Below are 17,224 nucleotides of genomic sequence, written 5' to 3' on the forward strand. Positions count from 1 at the left end.
AACCGATAACATTTAATACCAATTAACACTGTGATGTCGCTTATAATTGGTTTACTCACATCTTTCTATTTTGTAAATAGGTGTTCATGATGTGCTTTGCAGTTCTTTTGTGCCCGTGTTTCGGTATAACATCATCGGTATAACATAAAATCTCAATTTTGGCTATACTTTGATTTTAGCTCACGCCCATATTAGAGTAAAATAACGAGTTCGTGAATCTGCGATTTCTATCTCATCTGAGCAAAAAATAATTCAAATTAACCATACAACATGTCAAAATTAAATTGGTATCAGATGTTTTTCTCTTGCTTAATTAATAGAGTCTTTTGTGTTTTTCTTCTTGCTGCCTAATATCCCTCCAAGTACATTTTTAACAGCATCGGTTGTGTTTTTTTTGGTTGAGGTGGAGTCTTTAGCAGTTTTGTTACTGTTTATAATACTTTCTAGAACGTTTTTAGTGGTATTGTTTTGTTCTTTTTTAAGGGAGTCTGTTTTTGTTTTGTGAGTTCCAAGAACATTGCCAATTAAATCTTCAACCTTGTCTTTGCCTTGGTTTAGAAGTTTTTGTTTTTCAATTTCAATAAGCTGTTTTGTTAAGGTACTAACACTATTGCTTAAATCTGTTTTCACCGTTGGGTTAGCATGGCTTCCGCCAATATTAGCTGTAATTGGTACAGCCATTTTGTTGGTTTCTACATTGTCAATTTTACCAATTAAACGGTTAATTTCACTACCTAAATATTTGGCTGGCACATTAAAAACAGCTTGGTAATTTAGGGTTTTATCAAAGCCATGAGAGCCCGAAACATCTATAGCAATATCGTCGTAAGTTAAACGAAATGGCGTTACGCTTACCTTGCCATCTTCAAAATGTAGGTTGGTTTTTAGATCTTTTAAATCTAATTTCTTAAAATCGATAAAGCTTAAAGCGCCTTGTAATTTACTCATTAATTCACTTTGGGTATTGCCAATTCTAGTGGCTAATAATTCCGCGAAAGCGTTACCTTTAATTGTGCTAAGATTTGGAGCAAGTGTTTTGTTTAAATCCCCAGAAATATTTAGTGTTGTGTTTAGTTTTCCTTCAAAAAGTCGAACTATAGGTGCTAGATTTTGTAGTAACTCTAGTCCTTTAAAGGATTTCCCGATATCAAATCCGTTGGCTCCTAAATTAAAATTAAAAGTAGGGGTTTCGGTTTTTGTGGAGACATCTCCGTTAATGGTTAAGGCGCCATCAAAAATATTAGAGCTCATGTTTTTTAGCGTGACTTGTTGATCTTTTATTAGAAGCGTGCCTTTTACGTCTTTTAAATTTAAGTTGTCGTAAACCACTGTTTTGGCGTTGGCGTTAATGCTGCAGTCTAAAAATGCAGGAATTTTTAGAGATTCGGTTGGTGATGTTGTTTTGTTTTTAGCGGCGTCTTCCTGTTGTTGGGTTTCTGTAGCGTCCGACATAAAATCATTCACTTTAAACAGATTAGAATTTAAATTGAAATCGCCTTGTAATGAGCCGTCTTTTAATAAAAATCCTAATAAGTTTTTAATAACCCCTGTGGCACTTAAATCGCTATCACCCGTTTTAGCCTTAAAACCATTTAGGGTTACTGTCCCAGGTTTAAAGGTAACATCGGCATTCGAGATATGAAAAGGTTTTGCAAGATCTTCTGAGGCAAACTTAAAATCTGTAAGACTTACCGCGCCATTGTTTTTAATACGAGAATAGGCATTAGTTTCAATCGCTTTCATGTCGAAATTGGTGCTAACATTTGCTTTTAAAATGCCGCTTAAATCGTTTTCTAATGTAATTGGATAAGCTTTAGAGATATTCGCAAGGTTTAATACCCCATTAATGTTAGCGTTTACCAACATATTTTTTGTCAAATTTTTTAGGGTTGCAGACGATCTAAAGGCATCATTATCAATTTGAAAATTTAGTTTTTCAATAGCTATATACGTGTCATCCATTAGACCAGTGGTGTTTTTTACGGATGCGTTTATAGAAATATGACTGACGCGTTTTGGTAAATCTGGATATTTGAAAGACGCATTATTCGAGACCATATTAATATCCAGATGGGGTATGGTCTTATCGGATACAATGCCTTTTATCGCCCCAGTTATTTTGAAATCGCCCGAGGTTTGTACCTTATCGATATTTTTAGAATAGGCTTTAGGAATAACGGCTAAAAAGTTTTTAAAATCGGACTCCGGATTGGTAAACCTGATATCGATATCTTGGCTGTTCTCTAATAGTCTAACATGGCCTTGAAACGCTATAGGTAAATCGTTAATAAAACCTTTGTTTTCTTTAAAGGTGTAGAGGTTGTTGTTTAAATCTAGGTCAATTAAAGCATCTAATTTTACTGGATTATTACTTAGGTATTCGGTGCCATTGTAGGTTAGACTTACATTAGCCGCGCTTTTTGTGTCTAATTCAGACTTTGCTACTGAAAAAATACCGTTTCCTTGATGATTTAATTCTGAAACATGAATTATAATGTTCGAGGCTTCATCAAGGTAAGTAAAAGCACTGTTATTGATGCTGTAATTTTCAAGATTAAAAGCAAAGTTGCTAGTTTCTGTTTCTTTTTCGTTAACCGAAGCCTCTTGCCCTTTTACGATATCGTAGTTAGTATCTCCAAGTTTATTCGTTTTTAAGGTTAATAAAACCGCATCTGCCTTAACTGAATTTACAGTAAGAGGGCCTTCGCTAGCTTTTTTAAACACTTCTTTAATAGGCATGGTAAACGAGATGCTTTTTGCAGTAGCTAAAGTCTCGTCTTTAAAAGGGGCGAAATTGGTAATAAGCAAGTCGCTAACCGTAACTTGAGCTTTTGGGAAACTGCGAATAAAACTTAAACTAATATCGCTAAACTCTACCTTGGCGTTTAGATTTTTGTTGATAAAGTTTTTAACGACATCTTGAATCTGGCCTTGAAATGCAAAAGGAATTGCAATAAGAAGTACGATGATGAAAAGTAGTATAAGTCCAAAAATTTTTAAAGCTTTTTTCAATTTTTAGTGTTTTTAGTTAATAGATTATTCGGGGTTGGTGTCTATAAAATTGTACAATTAATTAATATACGTAAAAAAGGTATACAAAGAAAGCATAATCTTTTCATTTTTAATACAGTAAGTTTTAAATTAACTTAATTTCTTCATTAACTTTTAATTTAAAACGTTTTTTAAATAAATACACACCTAGATATAGAAAAGGGGTATCGAAAGCGGCAACTAGAACTTTAAATAAGAATCCGCTAAGCAGTAATCCTTTAAAGAGATTCCATGGCAAAACTTCGAAAAAGCACAATAAGAAAACAACAGAAAACGTATCGACAAATTGAGATAGCCAGGTCGAGAAGTTATTGCGAAGCCAGAGATATTTTCCTTTGGTGAGGTTTTTCCAGAAATGGTATATTTGAATATCTACAAACTGTGCCAATAAATATGCGATCATGCTAGCTCCAACGGCTAAAATGGTTCTTCCAAAAACTTTTGTAAAAAGGGCATCGTTTATGGGGGAGTTGTTAAAGGCAGGAACACTATCGGCAATATAAATAATTAAAACAGAAAATAAAGAAGCAAATATACCCGCAAATACGACTTGGTTTGCACGTTTTTTTCCGTATATCTCGCTAATTAAATCGGTGATTAAAAAAGTAACTGGATAGGGTAAAATACCAACTGATATGATAAAAAGTTTAGTTCCAAAAACCTCCATGTTAAAAGGATACCAGTAGAAAAACTTTTGAAAAATTAAATTCGATACCACTAACGATGTTATAAATAAGGCACTTAAAAGTAGGTAAATACGTTGGGCGGCAAGTTTGTCTTTTAAAGTCATAGCTAAATATTACTTTGTTGGTTTCAGCGTTGCGATGCTGGCGCATTGTATCGAGAGCTTTTAAGGAATACTATAGCATTCTGAGCAAAAAAATAACAAGGTCAAGCTATTTCTGGAGGATTAGACTCGAGAATTTATTATTGAAATAGTAAAATTGTGCTCATTTAAAACTTCTGTTTGTGACACTTTAAAAGCTTAAATACAATACCTTTTTTTATTTGCAAAGATAAGCTTCTCGATACAATTGATGAACTTCTCGATGTAATTCCAATAAAAATCGCAATCATTCGAAGTGATCTTGTATTAAGAATTAATAATTGTGAATAACTCATTAATTTAAATATCAGCGAAACCATTTACTTTTAGTTATTTTGCTTTTTCTATGATAAAACCAACCACATATCATATCGCATTAGGCAGCAATAAAGGCGATAAGTTTAAAAATTTACAAACGGCCGTTAATGCTATTCACAAAAGAATTGGGCATATTAAGAGTCTGTCTAGAGTTTATAAATCGCCAGCTTTTGGGTTTGAAGGCGACACGTTTTTCAATGCTTGTTTAATTTTAGAGGCTTATGCCGCTCCAGAGCTGGTGTTGCAAGAGCTGCTTGCAATAGAAACAGATTTAGGGCGCACTCCTAATGAGGGCGTGGGGTATCAAGATCGAATTATCGATTTAGATGTGTTGTTTGTTGAAGATGAAATAATAAGCACCAAAACCTTGCAGGTACCGCATCCAGAAATGGTGAAACGCCGTTTTGTATTGCAACCCTTAAACGATATTGCGACTAAATTTAAACATCCAAAGTACAACAAGGAAGTTTCTGTTTTGTTGGAAGAATGTCAAGATCATTCGGTTTTAGAACCTGTTAATATTTGGCTTAAAAATCCAGCAAAACAATACGGTTTTTCGAAGTATAATTACATCGCTATCGAAGGTAATATCGGTGCCGGAAAAACTAGTTTAGCCACAAAAATAGCACGCGATTTTAATGCCAAATTAATTTTAGAACGTTTTGCCGACAATCCCTTTTTACCAAAATTTTATGAAGACGCACAGCGCTATGCCTTTACACTAGAAATGTCGTTTTTAGCAGACCGCTACCAGCAAATCTCGGAAGATTTATCGCAGCTCGATTTGTTTAAAGATTTTATAGTAAGTGATTACGATGTGTTTAAATCGCTTATATTTTCTAAAATCACTTTGGCCGATGATGAGTTTAATCTCTACCGAAAGCTTTTTAATTTAATGTATAAAGATTTAAAAAAGCCGGAATTATATGTGTATTTATACCAAAATACCGAGCGTTTACAACAAAATATAAAAAAACGCGGACGTGATTACGAGCAAAATATTGCCAACGATTATCTGGAAAAAATAAATACAGGCTATTTAGAATTTCTAAAAACTCAAAACGATTTTAACGTTAAAATTATTGATATCTCTAATCGGGATTTTGTAGATAATCGAGCCGATTATTTGTGGGTTTTAGAAAAAATTTGTGAGTAACTTAGTGTCCTTTGTAAGATTGTGTTTTGTTAAAACTAAGGGCTTTTAAATAGAAATAAATCTTAACTTTTAAATTAAAACTGGGCTAACTCGAGCTCTAAACCCATTAAAAAATTTATCGGGAAATGGGGCCTAAAGCATTTTCTGGTAATTTAAATAAGCAAACAGGTCTTAATCGGGTGCAAGATTTATAAGCTCACCATTTTCCAAAATAATTTCAGAGGCATAAAACTCATCAAAGAAAAATCCAGGGTCTAGAACACCTTTAACTATGATATTTTGTCCAGTTTTTACTAGGTTTGTATTTCTCCACCCCGTGTATACTTTTATTGTTTTACTGCTGTCTTGTATTCTAAACTCATCGACATCTGTTATTTTTATTACCGAGCCTTGGATGTAGGAGGAGGTGTATTTTTTTAAATCTGATATTTTAGTGATTTCTATATTAGAATCGTCTTCTTTAGTAGGCGCGTTTTGAGCTATAGTTGCCGTGCTTAAGACAACAAAAAGTACCATAAGATTGTTTTTAAAGGCTTTCATCTTAATTTATTTTTAAAGTTACCTTTTAAAAATAACATATTATGGTTAAATGGAACTCTAATTATTGTTTTATTAACATTTGGTTTTAGCGGGGGTTTAGTTTTTTGTTTTAAATACTATAGAGTATTGGTGCTAAGTGATTATAAGACCAATTTAATTTTGAAATGTCGTATGGTTAATTTGGTTTAAGATATGCTTTCTCGGTATTTTGTATTTCTACACAGGAAATTTAATTCAAAAAAAAGCTCTCGTTATCATGAGAGCCTTTTTAAAGGTTGTGTTTAATTAACTCAAGAAAGTCAACTAGAGTTTACTAATTTAAATATTCGTAAACAACTGAATATGTGCTTTGTTCGGTAGTTATTCCTGACGAAACCGCAGTTATAGTTCCTGAAGTTGGATAATTATCGCTGTCATAACTATAGTTCGCATTAATGGTGTAGATAGTTTCCCCATTTTCGTTCTTGTAAACAATTTGCGAAGGATTATTTGAAGGGAAAAGCATTTTAGCTTGAACGATTTCTGGAACTTGAGGATTTAGACTAAAGTTTAATTCTATACCATCTAAAACATCAATAATTCCACCAGCTTGCAACGTAAAGAAATATGGGTTTGGAGCATCGTCGTAAGAAATATTTGCGGTATAGATCTCTTTAAAATATTCGTAATTTCCAGTTATATAGTTGTACTCATACCATTCTTCGTAAAATTCAATAGTCTTAGGATTTCCGTTGTCATCATAATTTAAAACATCTCCAGCTTCAAAAGCATCATAAGGCGATTGGTATAATTCTTCAAGACTTAAATTGTTAATTCCGCTGCCAGCGATGTCAGTCAATTCATTGTTGTTATTGTAAACAAAAATGTTAGTATTAACACCGTTTGTAATAGTGTTTAATTTCCCGTCTTGCGTGTACGATAATTCGATTTTTTCGTTTTCTAGATTGTTTTGTGCTGAAGTAATAGATATAGACGTAATTAACTTTTCTTGAACATTTCCGTTGGCGTTAGTAAATTCGTCTGTAACAGAATCTTCACTACAGCTAAAAGACAAAGATAAAACACATAAAAGGGAATTGGAGTAAATTTTTTCATGATTTGGTTGTTTTTAAATGGTTATTGGTTTTAAATTTTCGAAAATGATTAAAAATATTGAGTTTAAATTCTCTGTATCTACTTGCGATCAAACATATGTTTTCTCAGACTAAAAATCAAATAATATTGTATGTAAATGCCTTCAATATAAAATACTTTTATCGCTAAGTTGTATAAGTAAAGTTTGATATCGATTAAAATTGAAAACAGTCGATTCCTGTTTTTCATATGAGAAATACTATTCTAAGGCTTTTAGCTTCGAGAAAACATCCCAAACCACAACCCCACAGCTCACGGCAATATTTAAAGAATGTTTCGTGCCAAATTGTGGTATTTCGATAACCGTATCGCTGGCGTTAACCACCTCTTGGGCTACACCTTTAACTTCGTTGCCAAAAACTAGCGCGTATTTGGTGTTAGGGTTTACTTTAAAATCGTTTAACATGGTGGCGTTTTCAGCTTGTTCAATGGCACATATTTTTACGTTTTCGGCTTTCAGTTTTGTAATCACATCCATAGTGTTTTTAGCATATTCCCAAGCTACCGTATCGGTACTTCCTAAAGCTGTTTTATGAATGTCTTTGTGTGGTGGTGTTGCGGTAATACCACACAAGTAAATTTTTTCAACTAAAAAGGCATCACTTGTTCTAAAAACAGAGCCGATATTGTTTAAGCTTCTAATATGGTCTAATACAATAATAATAGGTGTTTTTTTGGCAGCTTTAAAAGCATCGATGCTTAATCTATCTAATTCGCTATTTTTAAGTTTACGCATGGCGTGTTTTTTTATTTTTCATTCCCTAATAAAGCGGGAATCTCATTTAATTGTTAATAATTGTCTTTAAATTCAATAAATTCAATTTCAAAAAACATGAAATTAATGGTACATTGCACGTTATAATTTTGTCAAAAGTAAGATTTAAAATTCGCTTTTATACTCGAAGATTGCTGTCTGCAAGGAAATAGAAAACCGTTACATGAAAAAAACAAAAAAAGAAACGCCGTTAATGAAGCAATACAACGCTATTAAAGCAAAGTACCCTGATGCTTTGTTGTTGTTTCGTGTGGGCGATTTTTACGAAACCTTTGGTGAAGATGCCATAAAAACAGCTGGTATTTTAGGTATAATTTTAACCAAACGCGGTGCGGGTAGCGATAGCGAAACCGAACTTGCAGGTTTTCCGCATCATTCTATAAATACCTACTTACCTAAATTGGTTAAGGCTGGACAGCGGGTGGCTATTTGCGATCAGCTTGAAGATCCGAAGCAAACCAAAACTATCGTAAAACGTGGGGTTACCGAGTTAGTAACTCCTGGGGTGGCATTAAACGATGAGGTTCTAGTGTCTAAATCTAATAACTTTTTATGCTCGGTTTATTTTAATAAAAAACTCATTGGTGTTTCGTTTTTAGACATTTCTACGGGCGAATTTTTAACCTCGCAGGGTAATGCTGAGTATATTGACAAGCTATTACAAAATTTTAGTCCGAGTGAAGTCTTAGTGTCTAAACAAAAACGAAGTTTATTTAAAGAGACTTTTGGTGAAGATTTTCACACCTTTTATTTAGAGGATTGGGTGTATCAAACCGATTATGCTTACGAAACTTTAATTAAACATTTTAACACTAAAACATTAAAAGGTTTTGGTGTCGAGGAGTTAAGTGAAGGTGTTATCGCCTCGGGGTCTGTTCTACATTATTTGGCCGAAACTCAACACAATAAACTTCAGCATATTACTGCAATAGCGCGAATCGCTGAAGATGATTACGTATGGATGGACAGGTTCACCATTAGAAATTTAGAGCTTTATAATTCTACAAATACCAATGCCGTAACGCTTTTAAATGTTATTGATAAAACCATTTCGCCAATGGGTGGCCGGCTGTTAAAACGTTGGTTGGCCTTACCTTTAAAACGCCTTGAAAGCATTAAGCAGCGTCACGAGGTGGTCGATTTTTTAACGAAAGATGACTCGACGCTTCAAAGTATTCAAAACCATATTAAGCAAATTGGCGATTTAGAGCGTTTAATTTCTAAAGTCGCTACGGGGAAGATAAATCCGCGAGAGGTGATTCAGCTTAAAAATTCTTTAGAAGCCATAGTACCCATAAAAGTATTGGCGTCAAATTGTAGTAATGAGTCCCTTAAAATTATAGGCGATAAATTACAAAGTTGCGATGTCTTGCGACAAAAAATTAAAGAGACTCTAAATGAAGATGCACCAGTAAATATTTTAAAGGGACACAGTATTGCTGCTGGTTTTTCATCAGAATTAGACGAGTTAAGAGGTTTATCAAAATCTGGTAAAGATTATTTAGATGCCATGTTGGAGCGAGAAACTAAGCACACAGGAATTACCTCGCTTAAAATTGGATCTAATAATGTATACGGGTATTATATTGAAGTTAGAAACACACATAAAGACAAAGTTCCAGAGACCTGGATAAGAAAACAAACTTTGGTAAATGCCGAAAGATATATCACTGAAGAGTTAAAAGAATACGAAAACAAAATTTTAGGTGCCGAAGAACGTATTTTGGTTATCGAGCAGCAATTGTTTTCAGAATTAATTGTTTGGTTGCATCAATATATTAAACCCGTGCAGCAAAATGCCTATTTAATTGGACAATTAGATTGTTTATGTGGGTTTGCACAATTAGCAAAAGAGAATAATTACAGCTATCCAATTATTAGCGAATCCTACGATTTAGACATAAAAGATGGTCGTCATCCTGTTATCGAGAAACAGCTACCAATAGGCGAGAGTTATATAGCAAACGATGTGTTTTTAGATAGAGAAACCCAACAAATAATAATGATTACTGGGCCAAATATGTCTGGTAAATCGGCTATTCTACGTCAAACGGCACTTATTGTACTATTGGCCCAAATAGGAAGCTTTGTGCCGGCACAAACGGCTAGAATAGGGTTGGTAGATAAAATCTTTACTCGGGTAGGGGCAAGTGATAATATTTCGATGGGCGAATCGACCTTTATGGTAGAAATGAATGAAACCGCTTCCATCTTAAATAATATTTCAGATAGAAGTTTAGTGCTTTTAGATGAAATTGGTCGAGGAACAAGCACTTACGACGGTATTTCGATAGCTTGGGCCATTAGCGAATATTTACACGAACATCCCGCCAAACCCAAAACACTATTTGCGACACATTACCACGAGTTGAATGAAATGAGTGAAACCTTTGGGCGTATTAAAAACTATAATGTTTCCGTAAAAGAATTAAAAGACAATGTGCTTTTTTTGCGAAAATTAGTTGAAGGCGGCAGTGCACATAGTTTTGGAATTCATGTGGCCAAAATGGCGGGTATGCCACAGCAGGTTTTACATCGTGCAAACCGTATTTTAAAGAAATTAGAGCGCTCACATTCTAGCGAAGAGCTTACAGATAAGGTTAAAACGATAAAAGACGACATGCAACTCAGTTTTTTTAATTTAGACGACCCATTGCTTGAAAACATTAAGGAAGAGATTTTACATATTGATATTGATACACTTACGCCAGTAGAAGCGCTCATGAAATTAAATGAAATTAAACGCATGTTGGCGCCTAAAAAAGAAATCTAAATAAATTTTTATAATTTTTTAAAAAAAGCTTTGGAATTCGAAGAAAAGTTCTAAATTTGCAACCGCAATCACGATATTGCAAGTCAGCTAAACGCTGGTAAGTTCATTAAAAGAATGCGAAAGTAGCTCAGGGGTAGAGCATCACCTTGCCAAGGTGAGGGTCGCGGGTTCAAATCCCGTCTTTCGCTCTGAAACTTTCTTTAAAAATACCAATGCTGAAGTGGTGGAATTGGTAGACACGTTGGACTTAAAATCCAATGTCCATTAGGACGTACGGGTTCAAGTCCCGTCTTCAGTACTTAGAAAAGCCGTAATATAATTGTTTAATCAGTTATTTACGGCTTTCTTTTTTCTTGTCTAGTCCACATCTTGTCAGCCATTTTAAAATACCTTGTTTCTTATTCTTTTTGTGTGCATGTGATGTGCGCTCAAAATACTCTTTTTTCGATTGAAGTATCAAATATGGAAATATATTGATTAGAGATCAGGCGTTGTGATGAGAGTTCTCTGTACACGCTTCTTTATCTTAAATCTCTTGGTCTTTTTTGTCTATAAGTAGGTTATAATATTCTCAACAATTAGGCCTTGGCATATTTATGGTTTTAATCCCGATCTTTTGGTTAATTAGTGTCATACAAAAGCCACACGTTTTCTTTTGGTTTATACCAATAATTTAAATTGAAAGTGGCTAGGACTTTAAAATAGGAATCCAAAACGGCCCTTGGCGTTAAAACCTAAAATTTAAACACTAAGATGGTTAAATTGGAAAATAGGCAGCGCGCTTTTGATGCTTTTATGCGGCCTTATGTCCATTTAGTGGTTGTAGATGTGTTAAACGCTAGTTTTTAAAAGGATAGAAACCTCTAAAACGATGAGAGCATCTTTAAAAATTGTAAGTGAGGACCTTTCCAAAAATGAATAGTAAAAATAAAATAGATTGAGATTTTCAGGCATGCTTACAATCCAAGCAATATTGAATAAGATTTTTCCGAAATTAATTTTAGGATTAAAGCGATTAATGTTTAAACTTACAGTATTTTTGCCAAATTAAATTTTTAGAAAGAGTTTTTCTAATGCGATAAGAACGTTTATCAATGTTGAGTTGAATAAATAAGCTAGGTTGCTATAGTAGACGCATCAAAACCCCGTAATTTTTAAGGTGAGTGTATCTTAAAAAGGTTAAAAATTAAATTTATTGAACATCAAAATATGCAATTAGTAATTATTGAAGACGATAAGTGGTTCCAGTTAACCCTAGAAAATTTACTTGAGACTTATTTTCCAGAAATTAAAATTCTAGGAACCGCACCTAATGTTAAAGCAGGTATATCATTAATTGAAAAAACGCAGCCTGACTTCATTCTGGCGGATATACAACTGGGCGATGAGACTATTTTTGAACTCATGTCGCAAGTTGAAACAGCTCATAATTATAATTTTATTTTAACAACGTCTCATGAGAATTTTGCTTTAGAAGCCATATCTCATGAGGTTATCGACTATATTTTAAAACCCGTAAATCTTGAAAATCTAACCATAGCGATAAATAAATTTAAAAGACGCTACAAAGAGAAAAAAGAATTACAACAGCAGAGTTTTGTAGAAAATGCTGAGAATAAAATGTTAGGAATTTCTTCTGTAGACAAAATAGAAATTGTGAATACAGACGATATTGTATACATTAAAGCAGACGGTAGGTATTCGCATTTTTATCTGTTAGATGGCACAAAAAAAGTCGCTTCTAAAAATCTGGGAGAGTATGAAAAATTACTCCCAAAAGAAACTTTTCTTCGGGTGCATCACTCGTATCTGGTAAACATGAGTCGTGTAAAAAACATCCATAAAACAGATGGTTACTACCTCGAGTTGTTTGATAGTACCGAGTTAATCTCCGTGTCTAAGCGCAGGCAAGAGGTCGTGGTGAAGTTTTTAAAGCTTAAGGTGTAAAGTTCTGCTAGAGAAATTAAGGTTGGCTAGTCTTACAAAAAGCTATAAAACACTGCGCCTTAGGGGTTATGTAAGTATCTGATGATGTTTTGGTTTAAAATCTATATAACTCTTAATTTCTTACACCTATTTTTTATTAAGACCACTTATTACTTAAACTCATAAGAAACCACAATTTAAAAGTAAATTTATCCAGGTTAATTCAAAACTGTCATTGTTTAATTGCTGTTAAGGCAATGATTTTAAGTGAGATTTGTTTGTTTTAGAACACTCTAGCCATCTTGGTTAGAGTGTTTTTTTATTCTGGTAAAATTAAAATGATAAGGCTTAGGTTAAAAAAAACACCAACTTCGATGTATTTAACCGTTGTAACTTATCAAGTTTGTCTCGCTTTTTTTGGCTAAGATTAATACAGGCCTCACGGTATTTGTTATGGCTTATGGTACAGGTGATAGATTAGCTTATGTCTTTTCAATCGAGAAAGCGCATGTTTAAAAGCCACTTATTTTACCGGAATATTGTCATCAAATTAGGTTTATTCGAGCGGAAAAAGCGGGGTATTTTACCAATAATGTTCTTGTAAACAACCAGCAAGAACACTACGATATTAGTTTAGAAAAAAGAATGCTATTGTTAGCAGATGGGTCTGATCTTGGAGCGACTTGGCTTAATCCCATTTATTTTGATTTCGATAAGTCAGATATAACAAGTAAAGCCGAAGTAGAATTACAAAAACTGGTGGTACTCATGCAGCAAAATAAGCAGTTAAAACTCGAGGTGCGTTCGCATACCGATAGTCGTGCAAACGATGCTTACAATAAGGCTTTATCAGAAAAGCGTGCCCAAGCTACAATTCACTATTTAGTCGAGCAGGGTATTTCTAGAGATAGGCTTTCTGGGAAGGGCTATGGAGAAAGCCAGTTGTTAAATCACTGCTCTAACGCTGTAAAATGTACGGCAGCTCAACACGCCAAAAATAGACGAAGTGAATTTATAATAATAAAATAAAAAATAGGCTATACCCATTTAACTTTATAATGTCGTGTAAATAAATTGAATTATTTTTTGATTAATTGAAATGAAAAATTAATAGCATAGCATCGTTACGGTAATTATTTTTGATGAAAAGTAAGTGAAAAAGAAGCTATTTATTACGGCATTATAGGGTTAATTGTTATTAATAGGATAAAGAGATTAAGTAGAAGTGCAGTAATGGAAAACAGCCATACTGCGCAAATACGAAAGCGAAAAACATGAAACATCCATAGCTAAAACTTTGGATAACTAGGAAATGAATACATGGATGTCGCATGTGACCGATGAAAAAACAATGAATATCAACACATGAAAAAAGTAATATTAATACTAATGCTATTGGGTGCGAGCTTTACGGGTTTTACACAAGTAGGCATAGGTACAAACGCACCACATCCTTCGGCAGCCCTAGAGGTGAGTAGCACAACACAAGGCTTTTTACCCCCACGAATGAAAGAGGTACAGCTAAGGACTATTAAAAACCCTGTAGAAGGTTTGTTGGTATATTGTTACGATTGCAAACCTAAAGGCATGTATTATTACGATGGCAGAACTTTTTTAAGTACCATAAATAGCAAGCCTAGTAATATGAAATCTACCGACGTGTACTCGCCAGCAACAGGACGTATTTGGATGGATAGAAACCTTGGAGCAAGTCGGGTGGCTAAAAGCCCGACTGATGAAGCAGCCTATGGCGATTTATACCAATGGGGTAGAAATACAGATGGGCATGAGAAGCGTAATAGTACAGTAGTGGCAGGGCCTGTTTCTGCAGATTATAAGGGGGCTGCTTTTATTACTTCTAGTAGCGATTGGTTAGCACCATCAAATGATAAACGTTGGAATTTGGGAGATGAAAAAAATCCTAAAAAAAATGAAGCTTATGATCCTTGTCCAGAGGGTTATAGAATACCTACAGAAAGCGAATGGGATGGAGAAGTAAATTCTTGGGGTTCTAAAAGCAGTGCTGAAGAAGCTTTTGAAAGCCCATTGAAATTAACGCTTACTGGGCAACGACGTTATAATGACGGTACTTATGGTGTCATGGAGACAGTTGGTCACTATTGGTACAGTAAGGTTAATGGTGTTTCTGCTTACCGCCTTGGAATACGTATAAGTAATACACTGGCCGATAAACGTGCTGTTTCTCGTAGTTGGGGCTTGACAGTTCGTTGTATTAAAGAGCAGTAACTATTTTAATTACACACGTTAAACCTAGTTAAAAACTTTGTAGATTGAAAAATAAAAAATGAACATAATAGCATGAAACATCCATCACTAAAGCTTGATATCCAAGAAAATGATTAATGGGATGTCGCATGTGTCCGATGAAAAAAAATAGATATAAACACATGAGAAAAATATTACTTTCAGTGTCGCTTATTGCAGTATGTTTAACCACTTATGCACAAGTCGGCATAGGTACAAACGCACCAAGTGCCTCTGCAGCTTTAGAGGTTAATAGCAAAACGCAGGGTTTTTTAATGCCACGCATGCGTAAAGCACAAATGGAAGCTATTAAAGCCCCTGCAGAAGGGCTTATGGTGTATTGTTTAGATTGTACACCAAAAGGTTTTCATGTTTACAATGGACGTGGTTTTATAAATGCAAATACTGGAGAATACCTTGATGGGCCAGATAAAATTGCTGCCATTGTTGCGGCATCTACAGTTCCAGCCGCTGGGGGTACACCAAGTTTAGCCGATTTGGCAGCAGCTCATGTAACCAATGCGACGGGAGACCAAGCCGCTTATGAGGAGGCCATTGCTAGGGCTTCACCAGTACCTACAACATTGAGGGAGTTGCAGGGTATTATAGATAGCGAAAATTTCTGTTTATCTGTTCTCTCCTCTTCCGTTGCTGTTACTGTTGTTGTACCAGTTAAAAATCCGAAAACTGGAAGGGTTTGGATGGATAGAAACCTTGGCGCATCACGTGCCGCAACTAGTAGTACAGACGAAGCGGCTTACGGTGATTTATATCAATGGGGTCGCAAAAAGGATGGGCACCAGCTGCGTAGAAGTTGTTCTGTAACAGGACCAGTAACAGCTGGTAGTGAGGGGTATAAATTTGTGGGGAACCCATTGAATAATGGTTATAATTGGTTAATAACTCGTGACGACAAGAGATGGAATTTAGGAGATGTAAATACAATTATTAAATCTGCTAATGACCCTTGCCCTGATGGCTATAGAGTACCATCAAGAAAAGAATTAGATAATGAACGTCAATCCTGGAAATCCAATGATGCTGCAGGAGCTTTTGCTAGTCCTTTAAAATGGCCACTTGCGGGTTACCGCTCCCGTGGTGGCGGTTCAGAACCACATATTAGTTTGGGTACTCGTAGTATTTATTGGTCTAATGAAAATACTAGCACTAGTGGAGCAACTCTGGAATTCAATCATCTTAATTCGAAAATGGCTGGTTACAGTCGGGCTTACGGCTTTTCTGTTCGATGTATCAAGGAATAGATACATTTACTCGATCCATGCTCAATCCTACATGGATGAACTTGAGTTATTAATTTACTATTAAAATAACTAATGAATATATTCGTAACCCCATTAAGAGTTAAAGAATTATAAGTCAAGTATGCAATTTAATTAGACATTTATATTAAAGATAGTTTAAGCTGAAACAATTACTAAGACATGAAAAAAATAACACTAACCGCTCTATTCATAACACTAAGCCTTAAAGCTTTCACCCAAATAGCCATAGGCACAAATGCCCCAGAGACCTCTGCCGCTTTAGAGGTTTCGAGTACAACACAAGGGTTTTTACCACCACGTATGGAAAAAGCGCAAATAAAAGCGATTAAAAATCCAGAAGAGGGGCTTATGGTGTATTGTTTGGATTGTAAGCCTAAAGGGGTTTATTATAATGACGGTAAAGCTTTTGTTAATCTTGATAATGGCGAACCTAGTGATATGAAAGAGACCGATGTTTATTCGCCGGCAACAGGACGCGTATGGATGGATAGAAATCTTGGGGCTTCACGGGTTGCTTTAAACTCTACTGATGCAGCTGCTTACGGTGATTTGTATCAGTGGGGTAGAGGAAATGATGGACACTCAAGACGAGATGCTGCTGTGGTATCGGGACGTGTTTCCGCAGGCTACGAAGGGTCGGCTTTTATAAAAGACGAAAATGATTGGCTTTCTGAAAAAGATGATTTTCGTTGGAATGCAGGTACAGAAGAAAACCCTATAAAAACTGTTAATGATCCTTGCCCTATCGGATATAGAGTACCCACATGGAAAGAGTGGAATGAAGAAAAAAACAATATTGATTACATTCTGCTAAATAGTGATGCCACGGTTTTTTCAGCTAGCCCTTTAAAACTACCATTTTCGGGCAGTCGTCATTATGCTTGGGGTACTTTATACGCTACAGGAGTCAATGGGTACTATTGGTCTAGTAAGGTTTATGATGCAACTCGCGGAAGAGACTTCACATTTTACGGTAATCGAACAACTAAAAACGCACATCCACGTTCGGATGGTTTTGCAGTTCGATGTATTAAAGAGAATCAATAGTCCTTTTGTATTCGTTTGTGCTTTATTTTTATGTATTGCAGATGACTTTGCTACACCATTCTGATATTAAAGACAATTTATTATCACTTTATTCTTATGTAAATTAAATTTTAAAGTCTGAGTTATTGTA

Annotated in this window: 12 protein-coding genes and 2 tRNA genes; 9 read left to right on the plus strand and 5 right to left on the minus strand. The window is 34.9% G+C overall.

The window, feature by feature from the left end:
* Positions 1-309: 309 nt before the first annotated feature.
* Together FEZ18_RS09630 and FEZ18_RS09635 are read right to left on the minus strand one after the other, a co-directional pair.
* Positions 310-3,012 carry an AsmA-like C-terminal region-containing protein gene (locus tag FEZ18_RS09630; protein ID WP_153268106.1) on the minus strand — a complete coding sequence of 901 codons (2,703 nt, stop codon included), beginning with the start codon at positions 3,010-3,012 and terminating at the stop codon, positions 310-312.
* Between the two features lie 124 nt (positions 3,013-3,136).
* The gene (locus FEZ18_RS09635; RefSeq protein ID WP_153268107.1) at positions 3,137-3,841 is read right to left on the minus strand and encodes a queuosine precursor transporter; all 705 of its coding nucleotides are present in this window, start codon (positions 3,839-3,841) and stop codon (positions 3,137-3,139) included.
* 382 nt (positions 3,842-4,223) lie between these two features.
* Here FEZ18_RS09635 and folK point away from each other — a divergent pair, with 382 nt between their 5' ends.
* A complete protein-coding gene (folK, locus tag FEZ18_RS09640) occupies positions 4,224-5,351 on the plus strand; it encodes a 2-amino-4-hydroxy-6-hydroxymethyldihydropteridine diphosphokinase (protein ID WP_153268108.1) in 1,128 nt (375 codons plus the stop codon).
* Positions 5,352-5,522: 171 nt separating this feature from the next.
* On the opposite strand, the gene FEZ18_RS09645 is transcribed toward folK, so the two are convergent.
* From FEZ18_RS09645 to FEZ18_RS09655, 3 genes are all read right to left on the minus strand, one after another.
* On the minus strand, positions 5,523-5,891 hold the full coding sequence (locus tag FEZ18_RS09645; protein ID WP_153268109.1) for a hypothetical protein: 369 nt from the start codon (positions 5,889-5,891) through the stop codon (positions 5,523-5,525).
* Positions 5,892-6,204: 313 nt separating this feature from the next.
* Entirely contained in the window at positions 6,205-6,945 is a 741-nt protein-coding gene (locus tag FEZ18_RS09650; RefSeq protein ID WP_228122707.1) for a hypothetical protein, read from the minus strand.
* A gap of 279 nt (positions 6,946-7,224) precedes the next feature.
* On the minus strand, positions 7,225-7,761 hold the full coding sequence (locus FEZ18_RS09655) for an RNA methyltransferase (RefSeq protein WP_153268111.1): 537 nt from the start codon (positions 7,759-7,761) through the stop codon (positions 7,225-7,227).
* A gap of 202 nt (positions 7,762-7,963) precedes the next feature.
* Between FEZ18_RS09655 and mutS the strand changes: the two genes are divergently transcribed.
* From mutS to FEZ18_RS09695, 8 genes are all read left to right on the plus strand, one after another.
* Positions 7,964-10,573 (plus strand): DNA mismatch repair protein MutS, encoded by a 2,610-nt coding sequence (gene mutS, locus FEZ18_RS09660; RefSeq protein ID WP_153268112.1) that lies wholly within the window; start codon positions 7,964-7,966, stop codon positions 10,571-10,573.
* 116 nt (positions 10,574-10,689) lie between these two features.
* Positions 10,690-10,761: transfer RNA gene (locus tag FEZ18_RS09665), tRNA-Gly, on the plus strand.
* 26 nt (positions 10,762-10,787) lie between these two features.
* A tRNA-Leu gene (locus FEZ18_RS09670) sits at positions 10,788-10,871 on the plus strand.
* A gap of 911 nt (positions 10,872-11,782) precedes the next feature.
* Positions 11,783-12,520 (plus strand): LytR/AlgR family response regulator transcription factor, encoded by a 738-nt coding sequence (locus tag FEZ18_RS09675; RefSeq protein WP_153268113.1) that lies wholly within the window; start codon positions 11,783-11,785, stop codon positions 12,518-12,520.
* Between the two features lie 624 nt (positions 12,521-13,144).
* Complete coding sequence (locus tag FEZ18_RS09680; protein ID WP_153268114.1) at positions 13,145-13,528, plus strand: OmpA family protein; 384 nt, start codon at positions 13,145-13,147, stop codon at positions 13,526-13,528.
* A 336-nt stretch (positions 13,529-13,864) separates the two neighbouring features.
* Positions 13,865-14,746, plus strand: coding sequence for an FISUMP domain-containing protein (locus FEZ18_RS09685; RefSeq protein WP_153268115.1), 882 nt, complete (start codon positions 13,865-13,867; stop codon positions 14,744-14,746).
* Positions 14,747-14,907: 161 nt separating this feature from the next.
* Positions 14,908-16,026 (plus strand): FISUMP domain-containing protein, encoded by a 1,119-nt coding sequence (locus tag FEZ18_RS09690; protein ID WP_194269470.1) that lies wholly within the window; start codon positions 14,908-14,910, stop codon positions 16,024-16,026.
* A gap of 180 nt (positions 16,027-16,206) precedes the next feature.
* Entirely contained in the window at positions 16,207-17,094 is an 888-nt protein-coding gene (locus FEZ18_RS09695) for an FISUMP domain-containing protein (protein ID WP_153268117.1), read from the plus strand.
* The last annotated feature ends 130 nt before the right edge of the window (positions 17,095-17,224 follow it).

Source organism: Oceanihabitans sp. IOP_32 (assembly GCF_009498295.1).
In the GTDB taxonomy this organism is placed as follows: domain Bacteria; phylum Bacteroidota; class Bacteroidia; order Flavobacteriales; family Flavobacteriaceae; genus Wocania; species Wocania indica.

What these genes read in the sequence shown, in the direction of transcription:
- FEZ18_RS09685 (WP_153268115.1), top strand. Translation starts at nt 13,865, where the DNA reads ATGAAAAAAGTAATATTAATACTAATGCTATTGGGTGCGAGCTTTACG.
- FEZ18_RS09680 (WP_153268114.1), top strand. Translation starts at nt 13,145, where the DNA reads ATGCTATTGTTAGCAGATGGGTCTGATCTTGGAGCGACTTGGCTTAAT.
- FEZ18_RS09655 (WP_153268111.1), bottom strand. Translation starts at nt 7,761, where the DNA reads ATGCGTAAACTTAAAAATAGCGAATTAGATAGATTAAGCATCGATGCT.
- FEZ18_RS09690 (WP_194269470.1), top strand. Translation starts at nt 14,908, where the DNA reads ATGAGAAAAATATTACTTTCAGTGTCGCTTATTGCAGTATGTTTAACC.
- mutS (WP_153268112.1), top strand. Translation starts at nt 7,964, where the DNA reads ATGAAAAAAACAAAAAAAGAAACGCCGTTAATGAAGCAATACAACGCT.
- FEZ18_RS09645 (WP_153268109.1), bottom strand. Translation starts at nt 5,891, where the DNA reads ATGAAAGCCTTTAAAAACAATCTTATGGTACTTTTTGTTGTCTTAAGC.
- FEZ18_RS09675 (WP_153268113.1), top strand. Translation starts at nt 11,783, where the DNA reads ATGCAATTAGTAATTATTGAAGACGATAAGTGGTTCCAGTTAACCCTA.
- FEZ18_RS09695 (WP_153268117.1), top strand. Translation starts at nt 16,207, where the DNA reads ATGAAAAAAATAACACTAACCGCTCTATTCATAACACTAAGCCTTAAA.
- folK (WP_153268108.1), top strand. Translation starts at nt 4,224, where the DNA reads ATGATAAAACCAACCACATATCATATCGCATTAGGCAGCAATAAAGGC.
- FEZ18_RS09635 (WP_153268107.1), bottom strand. Translation starts at nt 3,841, where the DNA reads ATGACTTTAAAAGACAAACTTGCCGCCCAACGTATTTACCTACTTTTA.